At 53.7% G+C, this 18,349-nt stretch carries 14 protein-coding genes; 6 read left to right on the forward strand and 8 right to left on the reverse strand.

Annotated elements, in window-relative coordinates; genetic code table 11:
• Positions 1-55 precede the first annotated feature (55 nt).
• Positions 56-2,572, forward strand: coding sequence for a diguanylate cyclase (locus IT444_06315; GenBank protein ID MCC7192382.1), 2,517 nt, complete (start codon positions 56-58; stop codon positions 2,570-2,572).
• Positions 2,573-3,028: 456 nt separating this feature from the next.
• Positions 3,029-3,316: a hypothetical protein gene (locus tag IT444_06320; protein ID MCC7192383.1), complete on the forward strand. Its 288-nt coding sequence runs from the start codon at positions 3,029-3,031 to the stop codon at positions 3,314-3,316.
• Positions 3,317-3,407: 91 nt separating this feature from the next.
• On the opposite strand, the gene IT444_06325 is transcribed toward IT444_06320, so the two are convergent.
• Positions 3,408-4,571, reverse strand: coding sequence for an aminopeptidase (locus IT444_06325; GenBank protein ID MCC7192384.1), 1,164 nt, complete (start codon positions 4,569-4,571; stop codon positions 3,408-3,410).
• A gap of 388 nt (positions 4,572-4,959) precedes the next feature.
• On the opposite strand from IT444_06325, the gene IT444_06330 reads away from it, so the two are divergent.
• Positions 4,960-5,904: an aminoglycoside phosphotransferase family protein gene (locus IT444_06330; protein MCC7192385.1), complete on the forward strand. Its 945-nt coding sequence runs from the start codon at positions 4,960-4,962 to the stop codon at positions 5,902-5,904.
• A gap of 153 nt (positions 5,905-6,057) precedes the next feature.
• A complete protein-coding gene (locus tag IT444_06335) occupies positions 6,058-7,311 on the forward strand; it encodes an NADH-quinone oxidoreductase subunit D (protein ID MCC7192386.1) in 1,254 nt (417 codons plus the stop codon).
• Positions 7,312-7,666: 355 nt separating this feature from the next.
• Here the strand turns inward: IT444_06335 and IT444_06340 are convergent, their stop codons facing one another.
• Complete coding sequence (locus IT444_06340) at positions 7,667-8,305, reverse strand: ThuA domain-containing protein (GenBank protein MCC7192387.1); 639 nt, start codon at positions 8,303-8,305, stop codon at positions 7,667-7,669.
• Between the two features lie 129 nt (positions 8,306-8,434).
• On the opposite strand from IT444_06340, the gene IT444_06345 reads away from it, so the two are divergent.
• On the forward strand, positions 8,435-8,983 hold the full coding sequence (locus IT444_06345) for an HIT domain-containing protein (protein MCC7192388.1): 549 nt from the start codon (positions 8,435-8,437) through the stop codon (positions 8,981-8,983).
• A 91-nt stretch (positions 8,984-9,074) separates the two neighbouring features.
• On the opposite strand, the gene IT444_06350 is transcribed toward IT444_06345, so the two are convergent.
• A complete protein-coding gene (locus tag IT444_06350) occupies positions 9,075-9,443 on the reverse strand; it encodes a PilZ domain-containing protein (protein MCC7192389.1) in 369 nt (122 codons plus the stop codon).
• Positions 9,444-9,508: 65 nt separating this feature from the next.
• Between IT444_06350 and cobA the strand changes: the two genes are divergently transcribed.
• A complete protein-coding gene (gene cobA, locus IT444_06355; protein MCC7192390.1) occupies positions 9,509-11,107 on the forward strand; it encodes a uroporphyrinogen-III C-methyltransferase in 1,599 nt (532 codons plus the stop codon).
• Between the two features lie 40 nt (positions 11,108-11,147).
• Here the strand turns inward: cobA and IT444_06360 are convergent, their stop codons facing one another.
• From IT444_06360 to IT444_06380, 5 genes are read right to left on the reverse strand one after another with little or no spacing between them, the layout of a single operon-like run.
• Positions 11,148-13,037, reverse strand: a complete 1,890-nt coding sequence (locus IT444_06360) for a hypothetical protein (protein MCC7192391.1) — start codon at positions 13,035-13,037, stop codon at positions 11,148-11,150.
• A gap of 47 nt (positions 13,038-13,084) precedes the next feature.
• Positions 13,085-13,531: a biopolymer transporter ExbD gene (locus IT444_06365; protein MCC7192392.1), complete on the reverse strand. Its 447-nt coding sequence runs from the start codon at positions 13,529-13,531 to the stop codon at positions 13,085-13,087.
• The gene (locus tag IT444_06370) at positions 13,528-14,253 is read right to left on the reverse strand and encodes a MotA/TolQ/ExbB proton channel family protein (protein MCC7192393.1); all 726 of its coding nucleotides are present in this window, start codon (positions 14,251-14,253) and stop codon (positions 13,528-13,530) included. The genes IT444_06365 and IT444_06370 overlap by 4 nt, the downstream gene beginning before the upstream one ends.
• 56 nt (positions 14,254-14,309) lie before the next feature.
• Positions 14,310-16,976, reverse strand: a complete 2,667-nt coding sequence (locus tag IT444_06375) for a tetratricopeptide repeat protein (protein MCC7192394.1) — start codon at positions 16,974-16,976, stop codon at positions 14,310-14,312.
• On the reverse strand, positions 16,973-18,019 hold the full coding sequence (locus IT444_06380) for a FecR domain-containing protein (GenBank protein MCC7192395.1): 1,047 nt from the start codon (positions 18,017-18,019) through the stop codon (positions 16,973-16,975). Before IT444_06380 ends, IT444_06375 begins: the two co-directional genes overlap by 4 nt.
• Positions 18,020-18,349: the final 330 nt, after the last annotated feature.

Consider the following 18,349-nt stretch of genomic DNA (forward strand, 5'->3'; position numbering starts at 1 on the left):
AAACCGACGATGAATACTTCAACGGCGTTTCGCTCGACTCGCCGGTGGAGGAGGCATGTCCCCGCATAATCTGATGCGATCTGTGGTATTTCGGCTCGTCTTTGGGCTGGTGCTAGGCGGCGTGGCTATCTCTGTCGGCCTGTGCCTGCTCGAATTGCGCAATGCCGAGGCCATGCTCCAGATGGACGTGACTCAACGTGTCGGAATGAGTGTGCGCAATATCCAGAGCATCTTCAAAGATCTTCTGGGTGAGCTCAAAAGCAATGAAGAGATTAAAGACGCGCTGGATGTGTTTACCAACGATCGTGCTGTTCGTGCAATCCGGCTGACCGGACCGCAGATGACGGCTGTTGAGGTGGGTAACTGGCCGGACCTGCTCAAGAACAATGCCGCAGTCTGGATCTTTCCGGCTCATGGCGTGGCACGGGGGAACGAGATCGACCTTAATCGTTTGACTCGTGTCTCCGCGCCATTCAAGGCGGGTGGGGGTGTCGTCACGCTGGAGTTGCTTGTGGACGGCCCATCCGAACGGGCAAATGTTCGCTCAAACGTCATGACCAAAATGTGGAGTCAGGCACTGCTGCTCTCGGTCACTCTGCTGCTGGGGTTGCTCTTTCTGAGGCGGTTGGTGACCGAACCATTGTCAAAGGTGATGCAACTGGTCAGCAGCAGCGCGGGAGCCGAGCCGTTTTACCGGCTCGCCAGTGGTCGGCGCGACGAGTTTTCTCGTTTAGCGGAGTCGATCGGCGGCATGCTGACGCGGATCGATAACACCGCGGAGCAACTCCGCAATCGCGAACAGGCATTTCAAAATCTCTACCAGTTTGCCCCAGCTGCGATGGTCAGTCTGGATGGAAACGGGAAAATACTCGAAGCAAATTACCGCGCAGCTTCGCTCTTTCAGACCGCCACGGAACGCGAACTGATCGGTCGAGGCATTCTTGACTTTCTCCGTGCGGATGACCGCGGCCTGTTGCGTCAGACCATTGATCGACTTGAACTCGATCAAGCTGCCCGATGTGATCTGCGCATCGTCGTGGGAGCCAGAACGATTGACGTTCTTGTCGAGTGTGCCGGTGTGCGGAATGCGGATGGCGTACTCCAGTCGGTGCACCTCTCTTTTCTAGACGTGAGTGAATCCAAGAAACTCCAGAGACAGCTTGCGGATAAGAGCCACCTGTTGAATCTGGTGATCGACCATATTTCTGCCGCCATCCTTCTGGTCAACGAGGAGGGAAGGATCGCAGCTCATAACCAGCAACTGGCAGTTCTGCTCAAGCGGCAGTCAAGCGAATTGATCGGTCGGCCGTATGACCCGGAAAACTTCTGGCGGGAGTTAGGAATTGTAAAACAAGACCTTTTTGTCAATCGCTTGCGTCAGATAGATGCAGATGACAATCGTCCCGCACAGGAACGATTCGAGGCACGTGTGGGTACCTTTTTATTCCAGGGCGTGCCGGTGCATGACGCATCGGGCAAAGGAATCGGCCGCCTCTGGGTGGTCCAGGAAATCACCTCGCAGGAACAGAGCCAGCGGTTGCTGGAGCAGCAATCCAGCCAATTACAAGCTCTCAAAAAACTTGGGCCACAGCTCAGCGACGTGTCGGATCCCAAGACACTTTTGGAGAGGGCAGCATCGCAGCTTTTCGAAATTTTCGGCGTTGAAGCCCTCGGATTGGCGTTACGGCATCAGGACTCAGAGTCACGAAGTCTTCAGATACTCCATCGAGGATCAGGAGCTTATCTACTCGAGCCCAATCGCGCGCTGGTGCAGGCTGTTGAGCGGCAGCTCATGCCGCAGATTTTGTCAAACCAGGATGTTTCATTTTGGCCGGAGTTCCCGCGGGGCGCAGCATGGGGTAAGGTTTTCGCCCAAGCTGGCCTGACGTGCTTGGCTGGTGGACCTCTCCGAGCGAGTACTGATGCGCAGGGCGTGCTCTGGATCGCGCGACGTGGTGGCGAGCGTCTGGAAAAACACCACATCTATCTCCTCGAAGCACTCGGCCCCGTCGTAGCCGCCCGCCTCGAAATAGCTCATGTCCGTGAGCAGATGCGAGCGGTTGAGATGAGTGATGTGGTCACCGGTTTGCCCACAGGCAGATTTCTTGAGTTGGAAATGCGCAAACTCATCAATCGTCCAGGCAGCGCATGGGCATTGGCGATTTTCAACCTCGACCACTTCCGCAAGATCAACACGATGATTGAGCATGCAGCAGCCGATGCGTTGCTGGCTACCATCGCGACCAAACTCCTTCAAAGCACGCGGCGTGACTGTCTCGTCACCAGGCTCAATGGGCCGACATTCGCAGTGCTCGTGCGCGATACTGGCCGAGAGCAAGTGGGGTCAATGGCTGAGCGATTACGGCAAGTCGTAGCCACCTGTGGTGTGTCCCTGCCGGATGGATCGACATTTCCGATCACCGCCAGCATCGGTGTCGCGATGTGCCCAGAGGATGGATCGGGTGGCAAGAGCCTCTTTGAGCTTGCTACGGCCCGTGTCGAACTCGCCAAACGTGCGGGACGGAACTGCGTGGTCAGCACCGGGACCACGGAACAGCGGCTCGCTGGCTGAAACCGCTGCCCTAAGAAGACGATTCCTCGAAAAGAGCAGCCAGAGTGCGGCTCCATATTTTCTAAGTCGCCAGCAGGTCGAAGTTCACGTATTGCATCTTCTCCATTTTCTCTATTTGGATAGTTCAACACCTCATCGACGAGGTTTCGCTCCATCGACATGTCCTGGGATGCGCTGGCGCTGTCGTCGCAAGAGAACAATCCATAACCATATAAAAATAAGACACTTAAGATTTAATCGCGTGTCGTGGAATTAACAGGCATGTTGCGGAAAATCTACATCCAGCCTGTCCTTGCAGAATCGGCATGATGCCAATTCACCGACTTTCCCCGCGATAAGTGTAGTTATAGACGCTGATTACAGAATCTTAAAAAATAGCGTTCATCCAGTTGGCGGTCTGGCAGGGAGGTTGTGATAGACTCGTACCTTCGTTGTTGAAGGGGGAGCTTCAGAACCATGGATGAGACGACTTTCCAGAACAAGTTGGCGGAACTGATGGGTGAGATTTCGACCCTGCCGAAGGCGGAGCGCGAAAAGCTTACCGCATTGGCTGAAACGACTCAGGCCCGTCATGAGAAGCTTCGCAAGACCGTGAACGACCTTCAGGAAAGTCTGGACTATCTCCGGCTATCGATTAAATACCTGGTATTCGATCTCGAGGCGACTCGTCGCGAAAACTCGTATCTTCGCAAGATGCTTGAGCAGGATCGCTCGCACGGCAGCGAAGGTTACGAAACGCACTGATCCCAGCTGGATTACCAACAATCAACTCACGCACGGAAGCGGGTGCCTTTGAACAGGGCACCCGTTTTCGTTTTGCAGACGAGTGCAGCTTTTATAGGTTTCCAGGCCAGCCTGGAAACAGAAACTTCCCATCTCGAGAGATTACCTGCCCATCCACCGTAATGGTCCCGCCGCCAGCAGGGGAGCGCAGATCACACACCATGTCCCAGTGCAGACCACTTTCATTGGTGTTGCCGCTCTCGGGATAACCTGCACCCACCGCTGCATGAAAGGTCCCACCGATCTTTTCATCGAAGAGTGTGTTCTTTGAGTACTCGGTGATGTTGTAATTGGTGCCAATGGCAATTTCACCAAGATTTCGAGCACCGGCATCTTGATCGAGCATCTGGATCAGAAAATCTTCGTTTTTACTGGCCTTGGCGTTAACGACCCGACCGCGTTCAAAGGTCAACTCGATGTCATGCACTTCGCGGCCGTGGTGTACAGCGGGAAAGCTGTAACACACGATGCCGTTGACTCCTCCATCCGCCGCATGGAGATTGGGGCCGGTGAAGACTTCACCATCAGGGAAGTTTTCATGGCCAGCACAGTTGATCCAAGTCGATCCTTCAACGTTGACTGTTAGATCGGTACCACGTGCTGTTTGGAAACGGATGACTTTTTTCCCCTGGAGAAACTCACGGAGTTTTTCCTGTGAAGCATGGATTTTTTTCCACTCACCGACGGGGTCAGGCTTGTCGAGATGTCCCGCGTTGAAGACAAAGTCCTCGTATTGTCTCAGGCTCATCTCAGCATCCTGCGCACTGGCGAGGGTGGGATATAGTGTGCCGCACCAATAGAGTTTGCCGGGTTCGTCCGCCTTTTTTGCTGCCCGGTCCATGAAGATCTTGAAGATAGGCTTGCGTGCCGCAGAATTGATTCCTTGACGTTTAGGATCGACACGCGATAACCCTTTGGTATTTGTCTCAGCCCATAGACCGATCGACACATCGATGGTCTCCACTTCATGGAGTGCGAGGGGACTGACATACTTGAGTTGATCTTCGGTGGCGTGCTCGAAGAAAAACTCACTGATGGATTCTGGAGAAACCTTCAGAAAAGGATGTGCCCCCACCTCCAGGCATCGTTCATAAATAGCCTCCATAAGAGGCAGACCGACAGGGTCGCCGCTGATACGGACGATTTGTCCTGCCTTCACTCCGGTGGAGTATTCAACGAGAACCTGGGCCAGTTTGTTGAGGCGTTGATCGCGCATGAGGACTCCTCTGATAAAACACGAGTTTTACCTGAGAAAGAATTCCGCTGCCAAGGCGCCGCTTGAATGAATCGAGCTAATGGCAAAAAAGAGAGTGTTCCAGTTATGGTGCCCTGAAATCAAGTAGGTAGGAGGGGCATCAGGTCGATATCACCTGAGTATTCCAGGAATCCCCCGAATCCATTGAAAAAAGTACGTTTGTATCGCGTCGTATCGCAGGAAAATAGGTAACCGGCCACAAAAAACAAAAATATCTTGCCTCCGTTACATCGCGAGGATAGCGTTGAATCCGGAGGAGACACGGCGGAAAGGGCACCGCTTGGCGGGATTGGAGACAACCGAAGCATCGGACGAAAACGCGCGTCCGGGACGCAGACAGCCTGCTGCGATGCCCGGAGCAGACACATCGGCAGATTCGCCCTTCGGTGCCAGCCTGGAACCTGTTTTACGACGAGCCTGCGGCGGACGGCTTTCAAGCGTTTCCTGGTTTCGTACCGATTGGCAACGTGGCGGGGCTCTGACGGGTTACGCCTCGTATCTTGATGAAGATAATTCCGCCCAGCCAGCCGTGGTGAAACTGCCGGTCCCACCGGGTGAGCGACAGTGGCTTGAGCGACTTCAGTCTGCTGACAACCTCGTACCCAAGCTATACGCGCACGGAGAGGCCCTCAACGGCTATGACATGGCATGGGTTGTGATGGAACGTCTGCCGCATGGTCCCTTGGGGCCGGCATGGGGTGGTAAGGAATTTGATCTGCTTATCGAAGCTGCGGGCCGGTTCTATGTCGCAGCCGGAGAAGTTCCTCTCTCAGGGGATTTACCGCAACGCGATTGGGAAAAGATTTTCCACGAAGCGAGAGAGAACATCATCAAGGAACATGATGTCGCCCACGAACAGCGATGGAAGACCGCTCTCAAAAAGACACATCGTAAGCTCAAAGAATGGATCAAAATCTGGAACGATCGTCCAATCGATCACTGGTGCCATGGTGATTTACACTTGGCTAATGCGATGACGCGGCATCCAGCACCGGGTGGACCAGCCGTACTGCTGGATTTTGCGATCACCCATATCGGACATTGGATCGAGGACGCGATCTATTTCGAACATCTCTTCTGGGCACGGAGACACCGTTTAGGCGGTCGCAAACTTTGTAGCCAGATCGCCCACGAACGAAAGAGATTGGGATTACGTGTTGATCCCGATTGGCCGCGACTGGCGTCGGTGCGACGTGCACTGACAGCAATGACGACACCAGCGATTCTGAATCTCGACGGTGATCGTAACCATGTAGAAGCAGCACTTGAGGTGCTGGAGATCGAAGTAGGTTAAGGTTGAACCCTGGAATTTGTCCCGTTGTCGGCAGGGTACTGTGATCGTAAATCAAGGGAACATTTGCATAAGCAGCTTGGAAAGAGCGCGGTAATTCCTTAACGGTACAGCCGGTTTTCCCTCTTTGATTACCTTTCCTACAATACCCAACCTATGGCCGCAACCGATACACGCGATCAGACCTTCACCCAGTCCTTTGTTTTACAGAAGCCAGAGTCACCAGCAGGTGTCCCCGGCAATGGCAGGACGACGACGGTCTCTGATGTTGAGCAGGAAGACGTTCAGACTGAGGAAATGCTCGTCAACATGGGGCCGCAGCACCCTTCTACTCACGGTGTGTTGCGCGTTGTGCTCCGTACTGACGGTGAGATGGTTCTCGAAGCAATCCCACACGTCGGTTATCTGCACCGTAGTGCGGAGAAGATCGGCGAAAACGTCGCCTACTACCAGTACATTCCGTACACCGACCGTATGGACTACCTGGCGGCGATGAACGAAAACTGGGCGTTCTGTCGCGCCGCGGAAAAAATCGCAGGAGTTGAGTTACCACGCCGCGCCGAATGTATCCGCATCATCATCTGCGAGCTTAACCGTATCGCGTCTCACCTTGTATCGTTCGGCACTTACGGGCTAGATATCGGGGCGTTTACTCCGTTTCTCTATGCTTTCCGCGAACGCGAATACATCCTCGATCTTTTTGAACAGGTCTGCGGCGCACGCTTGACCTATAACTTCCTCACGATTGGCGGTTCAATCCACGACCTGCCCGCTGGATACCTGGAAAAGGTTTCTGAATTCCTTGACTACTTTGAACCCAAGATCAAGGAATACAACGATCTGCTCACATGGAACAAAATTTTTATCAAACGAACCGCCAACGTCGGCGTCATCAGTAAAGAACTCTGCGTCAAATATGCACTGACCGGCCCCGTCATTCGCGGCAGCGGTATTCCTTACGATCTTCGTCGAGATAATCCATATTCGCTTTACCCAGAGATCGATTTCAAGGTCATCGTCGGTGACGGTGAGCTAGGCACTCTAGGCGATTGCTGGGATCGCTACATGGTCCGCATGAAGGAAATGTATGAGAGTGCGAAGATCATCAGGCAGGCGATCAAAATGATTCCACCTGCGAGTGACACGGGCGATGGGCGATATCGTGTCAAGATGCCCCGTGCGTTCAAGCCGCCTTTGGGTGAGGTGTATGTCGAGACCGAAAATCCCCGCGGCGTACTGGGCTTTTTCCTTGAGAGTCAGGGTGGACCCGTGCCGTATCGCTGTAAGGCTCGTGCTGCGACATTCTGTAACCTTGCGGTCACAGGCGAAGTCGCTCGGAATGTCCTGCTCGCTGACGTGCCTGCAATCATTGGATCAATCGACATTGTGATGGGACAGGTGGACCGTTAACTGATCTGCGAGTCGGCCTCACAACGGTACAAAGGTGACGACCGCGCGGTTGATTCCCAAATTGAGAATGTCCCGGGCGTTGAGCGGGTTCACGATCGTGGGTACCCATAGCCCCGCACTCTCGATTGGGACGCATTGTTGCATTTCCAGATCGAGCTGCAGGATGAGACGAGCAGAGAAGAAGTCGCTGCCGAGATGGGCAAGTGCACAGCTCGCGATAGCGTGACACCAGTTGAGCCGAGGGATATCGGTACGGTTATTTGAGTGGAAGAAAGCGTGGATGCTGAAGGCCGTGGTTATACACGAGCATCAGAGCAATGAAATCAATTCAGCTCGACTCGCGTAAGTATCTTTCTCACTTCTTTGCCGCCCACAACATTCCTCGCAGCACAATGTCTCGTGCTTCGGGGACATCGAAGTCCTTGTACGTATGTCCCCATGCTGCGTAGAACACGTTTCCTTTACCCCATGTTTTGGTCCAGATATAAGGCATGACCACACCGCTTTCCTCGAAGGTGATGGTGCCCAGTACGTTGTTTGCTGGATCGACGTGGAGGTAGTAGCGCTCAGTATTGGTAAGATCGAAGTCTTTGAGACCTCGCGTGATTTCGTGGCTCTTATCAGTGAGTTTAACTGTGTAGCGCGGATAGAGGTTTCCCGGGTGAGCAACCCATTGCCCACCGGTCATCCATTGGTAACCGGTATTCATGCGGAATGAGTCGCACATGCCGCCGTGAAATCCCGCAAGTCCCACTCCGTTAGCAACAGCCGCACTGAGGCCTTGCTCTTGTTCGGGTTTGATCTGACCCATGGTCCAGATCGGAACAATGAGGCTTAGTGACTCCATCAAGGTTTTGTCAGCGTAGCTATCAAGCGTATTGGAGACCTCGACCTCGAATCCCTTTTCCCGTAATAGCGGTACAAAAACATCTGCCGATTCTTTCGGCGTATGCCCATCCCAGCCGCCCCAAACAATGAGAGCCTTGCGAGCCATAAACTCCGTCCTTTTTTGGAAAGCGAGCATAATAGCAGAACGGTTTTCATATGTGTCCCGTATGGCAACGGAAGGATTACTCAGTGATACCACATCGACAATCGTCCTGGAACATTCGACAATCTAAACATGTCTCACCAGAACCTCTGGGCACCGTGGCGTCTTGATTATCTCCGTTCGCTTGACCCGGCAGTTAAGCCACCAACAGCCATCGATCCGCCACGTTGTTTTCTCTGCGACGCTGCGGTCGCGGAAGCTGGATCGCCTGAAGCGAAAAATCGACTCGTTCTGCTGCGTGACGCGCGAGGTGTGATCATCCTCAATCGCTATCCTTACACCAATGGCCATCTTCTGATAGCGCCGATAGATCACATCGGGGACCTGGCCGATCTTGATTCCGTGCAGCGCAATAGCCTTTTTGAGCTGGTGGCACTGGCGGAGGAGCTTCTAAGATCAACCATCAATCCGCAGGGTATCAATGTCGGCATCAACATCGGCCGTGCCGCCGGTGCGGGTGTTCCCGGTCACCTGCATGTCCACGTAGTGCCTCGCTGGGCAGGTGATGTGAACTTCATGGAGACGGTTGGCCAGATTCGCGTGATTCCTCAGGCCTTGGATCAAAGCTATGAGCATCTGGCGAAGGAGATTCAGCAGATATCAAAGCAGATATCAAAATAGAGAGGCGATAACTACGAAGTTTCGCAACAGCAGTTGCTGCTGTATCAGGCGGCAGTCGTCTATTGCTGAAGTACGAAACAATGGATCAGATTTACGCAGCAGACTTTGGTTCAAAGTGAATGCCGATCTCGTGGCCGTAGTCTTTCTTCGTGCAGCGTGCAACGCGACCGTAATAATCCATGCCGCGTTCCGGGCCGTGAGGCGGGACAAAGACGACAATGGTAGAGTCCAGTGGCAGCGCATCCTGACATACGGCACCGATTCCGCAGTCAGACATGTTGACCAATTGCAGGGAGCGGATTCGCTGGAGTGTGCCGTCCGCAGGGTCCGCTTGGCTGACCGCAGTGGCTCGGCCTGTTACCGAATATCGCTGGGCACGACGCTGCTCGAAGCGATAGGTATCGCGAGGTTTTGACGGCGGGGCGGAAGTGTCAACGAGTTTTAAAATTGCAGCGGCCATGTTTGGCTCCTGACTTTTCCCTCACTCATCCGACATCGGCGAGAAAGGAACACGGATTAACCAGCTTGCCCGAATTACCTACATCCAACAGATCGCATTCGCCACTTAAACCGGCCTCCGGATCGTCACGCGGCCGCGTCGCTTTAGTGGGGGCGGGACCGGGGGATCCCGGCTACATCACCGTGCGCGGCATGGAATTGCTTCGCCTGGCCGATGTAGTCGTGTTTGATGCTCTGGCGAACCCGGTTTTATTGGACGAAGCACCAAATCACGCCGAATTGATCGATGCCGGTAAACGGGCAGGCGATTGCAAGCTCACCCAGGATCAGATCAACGAGTTGCTTGTTCAGAAGGCCAAAGAGGGGAAACTGGTCATCCGGTTGAAAGGGGGGGATCCCTACTTATTTGGACGTGGCGCGGAAGAAATGATGTACCTGGCGCGGCACGGGATCGGTGCTGAGGTTGTACCCGGTGTTACCTCTGGAATTGCTGCACCGATGACGGCTGGTATCCCTGTGACGTATCGCGGACAGGCAAGCACTGTGACATTGATTGCTGGTCATGAAGATCCTGCCAAGGGTGTTTCGTCGATTGATTACGCAGCAGTGGTCTCTCTGATCCGATCCGGAGGTACAGCATGTTTTTACATGGGGATCGGACGTTTGGCGGACATTGTGAATGAGTTGAAAAGTTGTGGGCTGGCCGAGGAAACGCCAGTTGCTGTAGTGCAATGGGGTACCACACCACAGCAGCGCAGTCTGCGCACGACACTTATCAATGCCGCTCGATTAGTCGAAGAGTCTGGACTTGGTGCTCCGGCGATTGTTGTTGTCGGGGCGGTCGCAGGACTTGAAGCTCCTGGTCTGGATTCCTTCATTCGTCGGCCGTTGTTTGGTCAGCGCATTTTGATAACTCGTACGCGGCAGCGTGCTTCCGTACTGAAGAAAATGTTAATCGAGCAGGGGGCGTTGGTGCTTGAAGCACCGACCATCGAAATCGTAGAGGTGAGCCAAAAAGATTCAGAAATCATCAATGAGGTTATTCGAGGTGTTCGTGATTATGACTGGTTGATCCTTACGAGTGTCAATGGCGTTGCTGCGCTGGGAGACCGGTTGACGGAATTGAAATTGGATGCACGTCACCTCGCTGGTGTGAAGATTGCGGCAATAGGCAGCGCAACGGCTGATGATCTGCGGACGAGGCTCGGCATCCGTGCCGATCTGACACCGGCACGCTATGTTGCCGAATCTCTCGTTGATGAGATGCTGACGAGAGAAAATGTGCAGGGGAAAAAATGTCTGCTCCTGCGGGCGGACATTGCGCGGTCGGAATTGCCAAGATTATTGGAAAACAAAGGTGCGAAGGTCACGGATCTGGCTGTCTATCACACGAAGTGTGCAGATGGTTTGCCGGTGAAAGTGCTGGAAGCACTGAGAAGAGCAGAAGTGAATTGGATTACGTTTACCAGTTCTTCTTCAGTCAGGAATTTGATTGAGATACTTGGCTCTGAGCGAGCACTACTCGAAAAAGTTCGCCTTGTGTCAATCGGACCTGTAACAAGCGAAACCATTCGTCAATCAGGACTGCAAGTTTCGCTGGAAGCCGGGCAGTCTGATATCGAAGGTTTGGTGAAAGTTCTCTGCGAGGGAGCGCGATCAAAGTGAGTCTGTGCGGGTGAAGTGGTAACCCTATCTCGTGGATTTCTTACGGCCACTCGAGCAGCCCGAATAGTCGTGGATGGTGGTAGTTCTGGGAAGTACCTTCCCACACGGAAAACCAGTTCTGAAGGTAATTGGGATTATTCGATGCCTGCCCACGGAAGTTACGACAGAAGTTGACAGGAATTTTGGTGCCTTTAGCAGGTACGCTTGGGAAGGCATCGTACGGAATGAGTACTTCGCAAACCCACTGTGCTGCATCACGATTGATAGTGGTTTTGATGATGGGGCTGGCATTCCATGGCGAACCTTCGCCGTTAATTCCCAGATCTCCGTTGGGACAGGCGGTAGCGAAGTACTCCCCCTTCGCGTTGACGATGAGTTGGTGGTAGTCCGTTCGGTTGCCGTCAATATCGATAAAAATTTCGATGGAGTCATCGTTACACAGCTGGGCGGAGCCTGTTACACGGGTGGTGATGAGCTGCGCAAGGTTTGGATCGGAGTTAACGAAGGCGACGTAAAGGTAGTCTTTGCCACTCACCTGCGTTTTGCTTACGTAGCAATATGTCGCAGGGTTGGCTTCAGGCGGAGTGCCCGGTCCGTGGATACGGAAACGGCCGGTCTTGAAACTGATCGCAGATTCCTCGGTGGTGACACTGCCATCGACTTCAATGCCTCGCTTAGGCTCGCTGCCGGTGACAGCCAGAGTCTCAAGTTTTGAAGGAATGCGGGCTATGGGAATTCGCTGTCCCTTGTAGTCCGTAAATTCGGTCTTGGTTGGCTGGAGCGCAGCGAGAACATCAGCCCGCTGCGCGGATAGATCGAGAGTGGGTTTTTCATGCGGTTGGCGTGAGAGTTGATTGGCGTATTTCGTCGATGCGGTACTGGCCATGTCGGCGCGTGTGACACTCGCCCGGACGACACCCATGTCTGCGACTTGCTTGATCTGTTCAGCCTGCTCCCGTGTGTATTTTCTTTGGATCGGCGATGTTTGTCCGAGCTTTTGACGCTCCTGCTTGAGAACCACAGGGGTGTCATTTATTTCGATGTTCGCCACCGCGCGCAACATCGGTCCCGCATCTTCCACGGTTCGGTCAAGCTCGGATGGCGGAGGCGGCAGCGCGGGTGTTGAAGCATTTCGGATTGTGTCAGCAGTCAATTCTTCGATTTTTGGAGTTTCGGTGGGTTGAAGATCGCTGGGCTGAGGGTTTTCTGGAGTGTTAAAACTTTTTCTCTGTACCTTCGCCAGCGAAGTCATTGATTCTCCGGCTGGGATCAAGACTTGATTATTGATGGTGACTTCAAGCGGCGGCTGGATGGACTCAAAAATATCGTTCGAATTACGAAACAGGAAAAAGCACGCCAGGAGGAGCGCCGCGATAACAGCACCGAACACTCCAGCACGTCTGGTGCGGATGCGGTCGCGCCAGTTTGGGCTGGCGTTGAGATAACCGGTGGGGATGGTGCCCCCACGAATCAAATCTCTGCACAGGTCGTCAACACGTACATTGCCCTTGCAGTCGCGTGCGCCAGCCTCTGCTGTAGAAAATACAAAATGATGGCAACCCAGCGAAATGGTATCGCCGAAGCGAATAGGTTCGCGTCGAGCGAGCGTGTGATTGAGATAGACACGTGATCCTGCCGCAGGCTCAATGATCCAACTCTCGTCACATTTCTCATATCCACCTGCATGGTCCTTGGTATGGATCAGTCGGAAGGCTTTCCGCGGTGCGAGTGGATCAAGCACGACAAGATCACAGGTGATCGCCGACCCAACAATGATTTCAGTGCCCTCGGTGAGCAGTTCACAGGACTGAACGCCTGCAACCTTGCCCACAAGTTTGACCTTCTGATGGTGATCAGAGACCGCGGCAAGTGGATCGACTTGCGGAGCGGCGGGAAACGGGAGCGAAGTTCGTTTCTTATTGCGAAACATGAGGGCTTAGCCAGTTCACACGAGGATGCGATTCCTGAAACAGAGAACTACTTCAAGGGCGCGGAGTTTTTGGCGACAACATCCCAGCCGAAACGCACGAACCCTGCATCCCGTACCGCATCCACGACGGCGGCGAAATCCTGGACAGGCAGCGTCTTTTCGATCCTCAGCGATACCTGTGGGGCGTTCTTCGGGTCGGCGATTTCAAGCATGGATGCACCGAGTCGATCGAGCGACGGTACTAAGTTCTCGTTCAGGCGCAATTCGGGCTTGCCGTCCTTCATGAAGTAGCTCACCACCAGCGGCTGCGGCTGTTCCTGTGATTTCACTCCGCTCGTGGATTCCGGGAGGTTCAGCTCAATCTGGTTAGGTTTCACCAGAGCTGACGTGAGCATGAAAAAAAGAATGAGCTGGAATACGACATCGATCATCGGCGTCATGTCGATTGATCGATTATCCACCAGTTCATGTCGTTTATGTCGGAGCGATCTCATCGCGCAGCTCCGACAAGAGGTTCCACGGGGTTCGACACAGCGGGGATAGCACCGCGCGACGGCGTGTGTGTCATCGTCGGCAGGACAGGCTGTCCGGAAGACTTCTTCTTGTCGATCCATTCCCGAACCTCGACAAGGTAGAGGTCGAGAAAATGCAGAACCTTGTTGGTCTCCTTACGGATGTGTTCCTGCGCGACGCTGACGGGTATTGCGATAAACAGGCCGGCGAATGTCGTAATTAGCGCAGTGTAGATGCCGTTCGCCAGAAGTTTCGGGCTGGTATCGGCTGTTTGCTCGATGGTCATGAAGCACACGATCATGCCCTGCACCGTACCGATGAGACCCAGCAGCGGAGCAATCTGGATCATGGTGGCGATCCAGCCGCGAGATCGCTCCATGGAGGTCATTTCGTTGAGGATTTCCTTCTCCGTCGCATCTTCAATATCCGTTTGTCCCGCCTGCACACGGAGCAGACACTCCTGCATCACCCGGCCAATGACACCCTTGGTCTTCGCGGCGAGGACTACCGCTTTTTCCAGGCTGTCTTCCTTGAGCGCGGATCGCAACTCGAATTGGAATCGATCCCAATCAACCTTGTTTTCACGCAGGAAGATGAATCGCTCAATAATCAGAATGACAGAGACGATGGCGACCACCAGAAGCGGCCACATGAATAGACCGCCTTTTTGAAACATGTCAACGAGAAATTTGATGTGATCCACGGCTTTCCTTTCAACTCGTCAGGAGTTCTCGATCATGGCTGCGTCGGTGACTGACGCTATTTCTTTTCGATTTCTTCAATGCGACGTTTAGCGATAGCTCGCCACTTCTCACTGGCCGGTGAGGGCGGATTTGTTGCCGGTGCTCCAGCGACCTCTTTGAACTTGGCTAACGCGGTTGCGGTGTCACCTAGTGTCGCGTAACACTCAGCCGCACCACACGCCGCCGCATCGGGCCATTCGTTGTAGGGATAAGCAGCGAGTACGGTTTCATAGTCAGCCAGTGCGTCGGCGTAGTCTCCCGAGGCGCGGGCGCATTCAGCTTTTACGAAATAGATCACTGCTGGAGCGAGTGCAGCACCTGAGGCTTTGGGATCGAGCTTTTTTTCGTTAGCTGCGAAATCATCAGCAAGTTTGGTTGCAAGCTGACTCGCATCACGAAGCTGGCCGGCTTCGTGTAGTGATTGGAGAACAAGAGCACCCAGTGTGTAGCGAGAAGCCTTGTCCGCAGGTACTGACTCCAGGAGTTTCGTTAAACGATCACGGCCAGCAGCATCGATCTTTCCCGCAGCGGCGATTTTTCTCAGAGAACCTGCTGCAGCCTCAAAATCTGCATCATCTTTGGCAGATCCAATGCGGCTGAGCCAGTCAGCCAAACCCATGTCGCCGGTACCGCTGGAAAGTCGCAGTGCTGCGAGTTGTGCATCCACCTGGGACGCGTAGGGTTCGGGCAACTTGCTCTTCTGTGTTGCAGCACGAGTGAACCACTTTTCGGCGTCAGAAAACTTTTTATCACGTTCGTAAGCCACCGCTGCTTCGTAGGCATAGCCAGGAGTATCGCGGTAATTGTCGGCAAGCTCGGCATACATCGAGGCTGCCTCCGCATATTTCTGTTGGCTATATAGCGATCGCGCCCAGAGTTCGAGACTTTCTCTGGTTAACTTCGTTTCTCCATTGAGGAGTTTGGCTTCAGCGGCAAACTCCGAAGATGCCTCTGCATATTGATTCATCGCAAATAAAACTCGCGCTAACCGATCGCGCAGATCAGCTTCATCACCTGTTTTAAGATTCGGAAGCGATAGTGATCTCTTCCACGTTGCAGCGGCATTGGTGTAATCCTTTTGGAGTGCGTAGGACTGCCCCAGTAAAGGCAGCGTCGCTCGAGTGATGTCTTCATTAGGCGCACCGGCAAGCAGTGTGGTGAATAGAGTGACCGCAGTTGCGTGCTCGTTCAGTTTCTGCGCTAGCACTCCGCGGTTGAACTGCAATTCATCGAATGCTGATTTACCGAGTTTGTCCTGTGCTCCTGCGGCAGCTGAGATGGCATCAAATTCGGCCTTGGCTTTTACGTTATCACCCTGTTCGAGAATATCGTTGGCTAATTCGAGTTTGATGCGCAATGCTTCGGAACTATCGGGCTTTTGGATAATGAAGTCTTCGAGAAGTTTAGTAGCTTCTTTTCCTCGGCCGATTTTGCGGAGCGATGCGACATAGATAAGCGTTGCGGGTCCGTATTCCTCTCCGGACTCCAGGATGGGGTAATCATCCTTCATCGTTGCCAGCACAGCCTTGTGATCACCTTCCTCTGACAGGGCGAAGAGTCTCATGTAGAGCAGCTTGGAAAGCTGATCCTTGGGAGCGGTCTGGCGTGCGGCAGTGATGGCATCGATGAGCGCTTTGCGATTTTTTACCCCGCTGGCGTCAGTCGAGGCAGCGCGAATGAGCAGGATGTCAATCTGTCCACGTAGTTTTACCTGTTGATCTTCCGGGGCGTCAGCTACTGCTTTGGCTGCAGCGTCGAGCACCTTTTTGACCTCATTACCCCGACCGCTTTCCAGCAGACATTCCGCGAGAGCCAGATACGCGGCTGGCGGTGCGGACGGATTTTTCATTCCGGATATGGCGGCCTGGAGCGGATCAACTGCTTCCTTCAATTTATTTTGCTTGATACGCGCCTGGGCAATGACGAATGATGCTCGCGGCGCGTAGACGCTGTTGGCGGGAACTTTCGCTGCTTCAGTTTCCGCTTCCCCATAGCGGTTCAATGCAAGCAATGATTCACTTCGCACCAACAGGAGGAGATCATCTTTGATACTGGCGATGGGTTTGGCGGAGATAGCCAGAAGTTCGCTGTGCATGCCGAGACGGACGTAGAGATCAAAGAGTTTAGCGGTGAGAGTTGATGCGTCGGCCCCCGCTGCGATGGCGGCGTGGTACGCATCAAGAGCGGCCTTGTCCGGCTTTTTTGCGTACAGACACTCGGCGTACATCAGCGGAAGATTTTTCTTGTCATCTGCGGAGAGTTGAGCTGTGGTAACTTTGCCGTATCTCTCGATCACTGCGTCAATCCGACCTGCCGCGTAATCCAGATAAATCAGGGCGATGCGTGTTGGTGCAGCCTCAGCGGAGGAGGGATATTTTTCGAGCAGTTGTTCATATGTGCCGCGTGACTCGGTTGCCTTTTCTCCTACTTCATACGCTTGAGCTTTGGCGTAGAGATATTTTGCTCTCATGGTGTCGGAGAGATCGAGCTTTTCACGCTCTTCGATTTTCTTAATAGCAGCCTGCCACTGACCGGCGTTGACCAAGGCAGCCGCTACGTTGTACTGCGACTCTTCAGGATCCGCAGCGTGAACCTCAGCCGACAAACCTAAACTAAGCCACAGAAATATCGCAGCACCCACCCATATCGAAAATCTGTGGGCACTCGAGCATTTTGAGATCATGGAGCTACGGCTCCCGTGACATCAATGATGGCCTGGCCCTCGCGGATCACCGCGGTCCCGCCCGCAGGCAGACGGACCTCCTGCTTATGACGGTTGCGCACCTTCACTACGCCTTCGAAGACTTTTACCGTCACCGCTGTTACTTTTTCCTCACGACTGACGGGCCGCTCAGTAGGCAGACCATCGCCGGTTTGATAGGTAACGACCTGTTCGCTTCTGGACTCAACGCTGAATCGTGTCCCGACCACGATTACTTCGCCCAACGGAGTGATGACGGAGAAACGGTGACCGGGTTCCTGCTTGGCTACGTGTGCTTCGACGACGCCACGTTCAAGTTGGATGGAAGTGTCGCCGGAGAAGGACTCGGATATGGAAAACTGCGCATCTTTTTCAACCTGAAGACGTGAGCCATCACTAAAAAAAGTTGCGACAGGCTCGCGGGCTATCACGACTCGGCGAGCTGGAATCGGTTCGGTATCCGGGACGGTAGTGCCATCCTTAAACACCATCTGGCCGGTGTGCAGGTAGGCCGAAGTCGGCGCGTGATACATCCGCAAGCCGAGCATAACACCCATGATGAGCAGCGCAGCGATACCGACACCCAACCCCCAGCGACGGAAGCGCGAAGCGTGACTGGCTGGTTGTGGGGGTCGGATCAGTGCGATGATGTCCTGAAGGTCGTCAACCGGCTTGAGAAGTGCGGAATAACGATCGATAGTCGCTGGTGTGACTTCCGATTTCTCACCGATGAGAGCCTCAAAAGCATCAAAACAAAGCAGGCAGGCAGCAAGGTGTTCAGAGGGCTGCCACTGGGTGCCCTGATCCAACGCCTGTTGCCGATCACGAACTTCGGCCAGAAGTTGTTCCGGCGTGAGGTGTGTTCCCGATGCGGTTGCACGGCAAAGCGCATCAGCCAAGCGGGACAGAGATACATCATTCACAATGTTGCCACCCGCAGCATCGTCACCCGATTGCGGGCTGTCTGAGGCGGATTCATCGATCCGGCGGAGTTGCTCTTCAATTTGATCAAAATCGTCTGCCACGTCGTTCTCACCCTGATTGGCCTGCGAGACGGGTCTAGGAATCCATCCTCAAGCCGAATTGATCTGTTCCCCATTACAAGCGGTGACCTTGAAGGATTCGTACAAGTAAAAATCGTAAAAGACAGGCATATTTTGCTTTATCGAGCTTATTTGGAACGAAACCACGAGTAATGATGGTCTCCCTCGGATCTGTCTTAACCTCTTGATCCTCATGGCTCAAGGGCTTTATAGCAGGGGATTACCGGTCATCTGCCTGTAGTGGGATTGCGCATCTCGTCAAATTGACGGTAGTAGGAACTTAGGGCTTCATTCCACGAAGTGTTAAGGCAT

The organism is Phycisphaeraceae bacterium (assembly GCA_020851465.1).
Taxonomy (GTDB): domain Bacteria; phylum Planctomycetota; class Phycisphaerae; order Phycisphaerales; family Phycisphaeraceae; genus JADZCR01.

What these genes read in the sequence shown, in the direction of transcription:
- IT444_06360 (MCC7192391.1), bottom strand. Translation starts at nt 13,037, where the DNA reads ATGTTTCGCAATAAGAAACGAACTTCGCTCCCGTTTCCCGCCGCTCCG.
- IT444_06340 (MCC7192387.1), bottom strand. Translation starts at nt 8,305, where the DNA reads ATGGCTCGCAAGGCTCTCATTGTTTGGGGCGGCTGGGATGGGCATACG.
- IT444_06330 (MCC7192385.1), top strand. Translation starts at nt 4,960, where the DNA reads ATGCCCGGAGCAGACACATCGGCAGATTCGCCCTTCGGTGCCAGCCTG.
- IT444_06365 (MCC7192392.1), bottom strand. Translation starts at nt 13,531, where the DNA reads ATGAGATCGCTCCGACATAAACGACATGAACTGGTGGATAATCGATCA.
- IT444_06375 (MCC7192394.1), bottom strand. Translation starts at nt 16,976, where the DNA reads ATGATCTCAAAATGCTCGAGTGCCCACAGATTTTCGATATGGGTGGGT.
- IT444_06335 (MCC7192386.1), top strand. Translation starts at nt 6,058, where the DNA reads ATGGCCGCAACCGATACACGCGATCAGACCTTCACCCAGTCCTTTGTT.
- IT444_06320 (MCC7192383.1), top strand. Translation starts at nt 3,029, where the DNA reads ATGGATGAGACGACTTTCCAGAACAAGTTGGCGGAACTGATGGGTGAG.
- IT444_06315 (MCC7192382.1), top strand. Translation starts at nt 56, where the DNA reads ATGTCCCCGCATAATCTGATGCGATCTGTGGTATTTCGGCTCGTCTTT.
- IT444_06325 (MCC7192384.1), bottom strand. Translation starts at nt 4,571, where the DNA reads ATGCGCGATCAACGCCTCAACAAACTGGCCCAGGTTCTCGTTGAATAC.
- IT444_06345 (MCC7192388.1), top strand. Translation starts at nt 8,435, where the DNA reads ATGTCTCACCAGAACCTCTGGGCACCGTGGCGTCTTGATTATCTCCGT.
- IT444_06350 (MCC7192389.1), bottom strand. Translation starts at nt 9,443, where the DNA reads ATGGCCGCTGCAATTTTAAAACTCGTTGACACTTCCGCCCCGCCGTCA.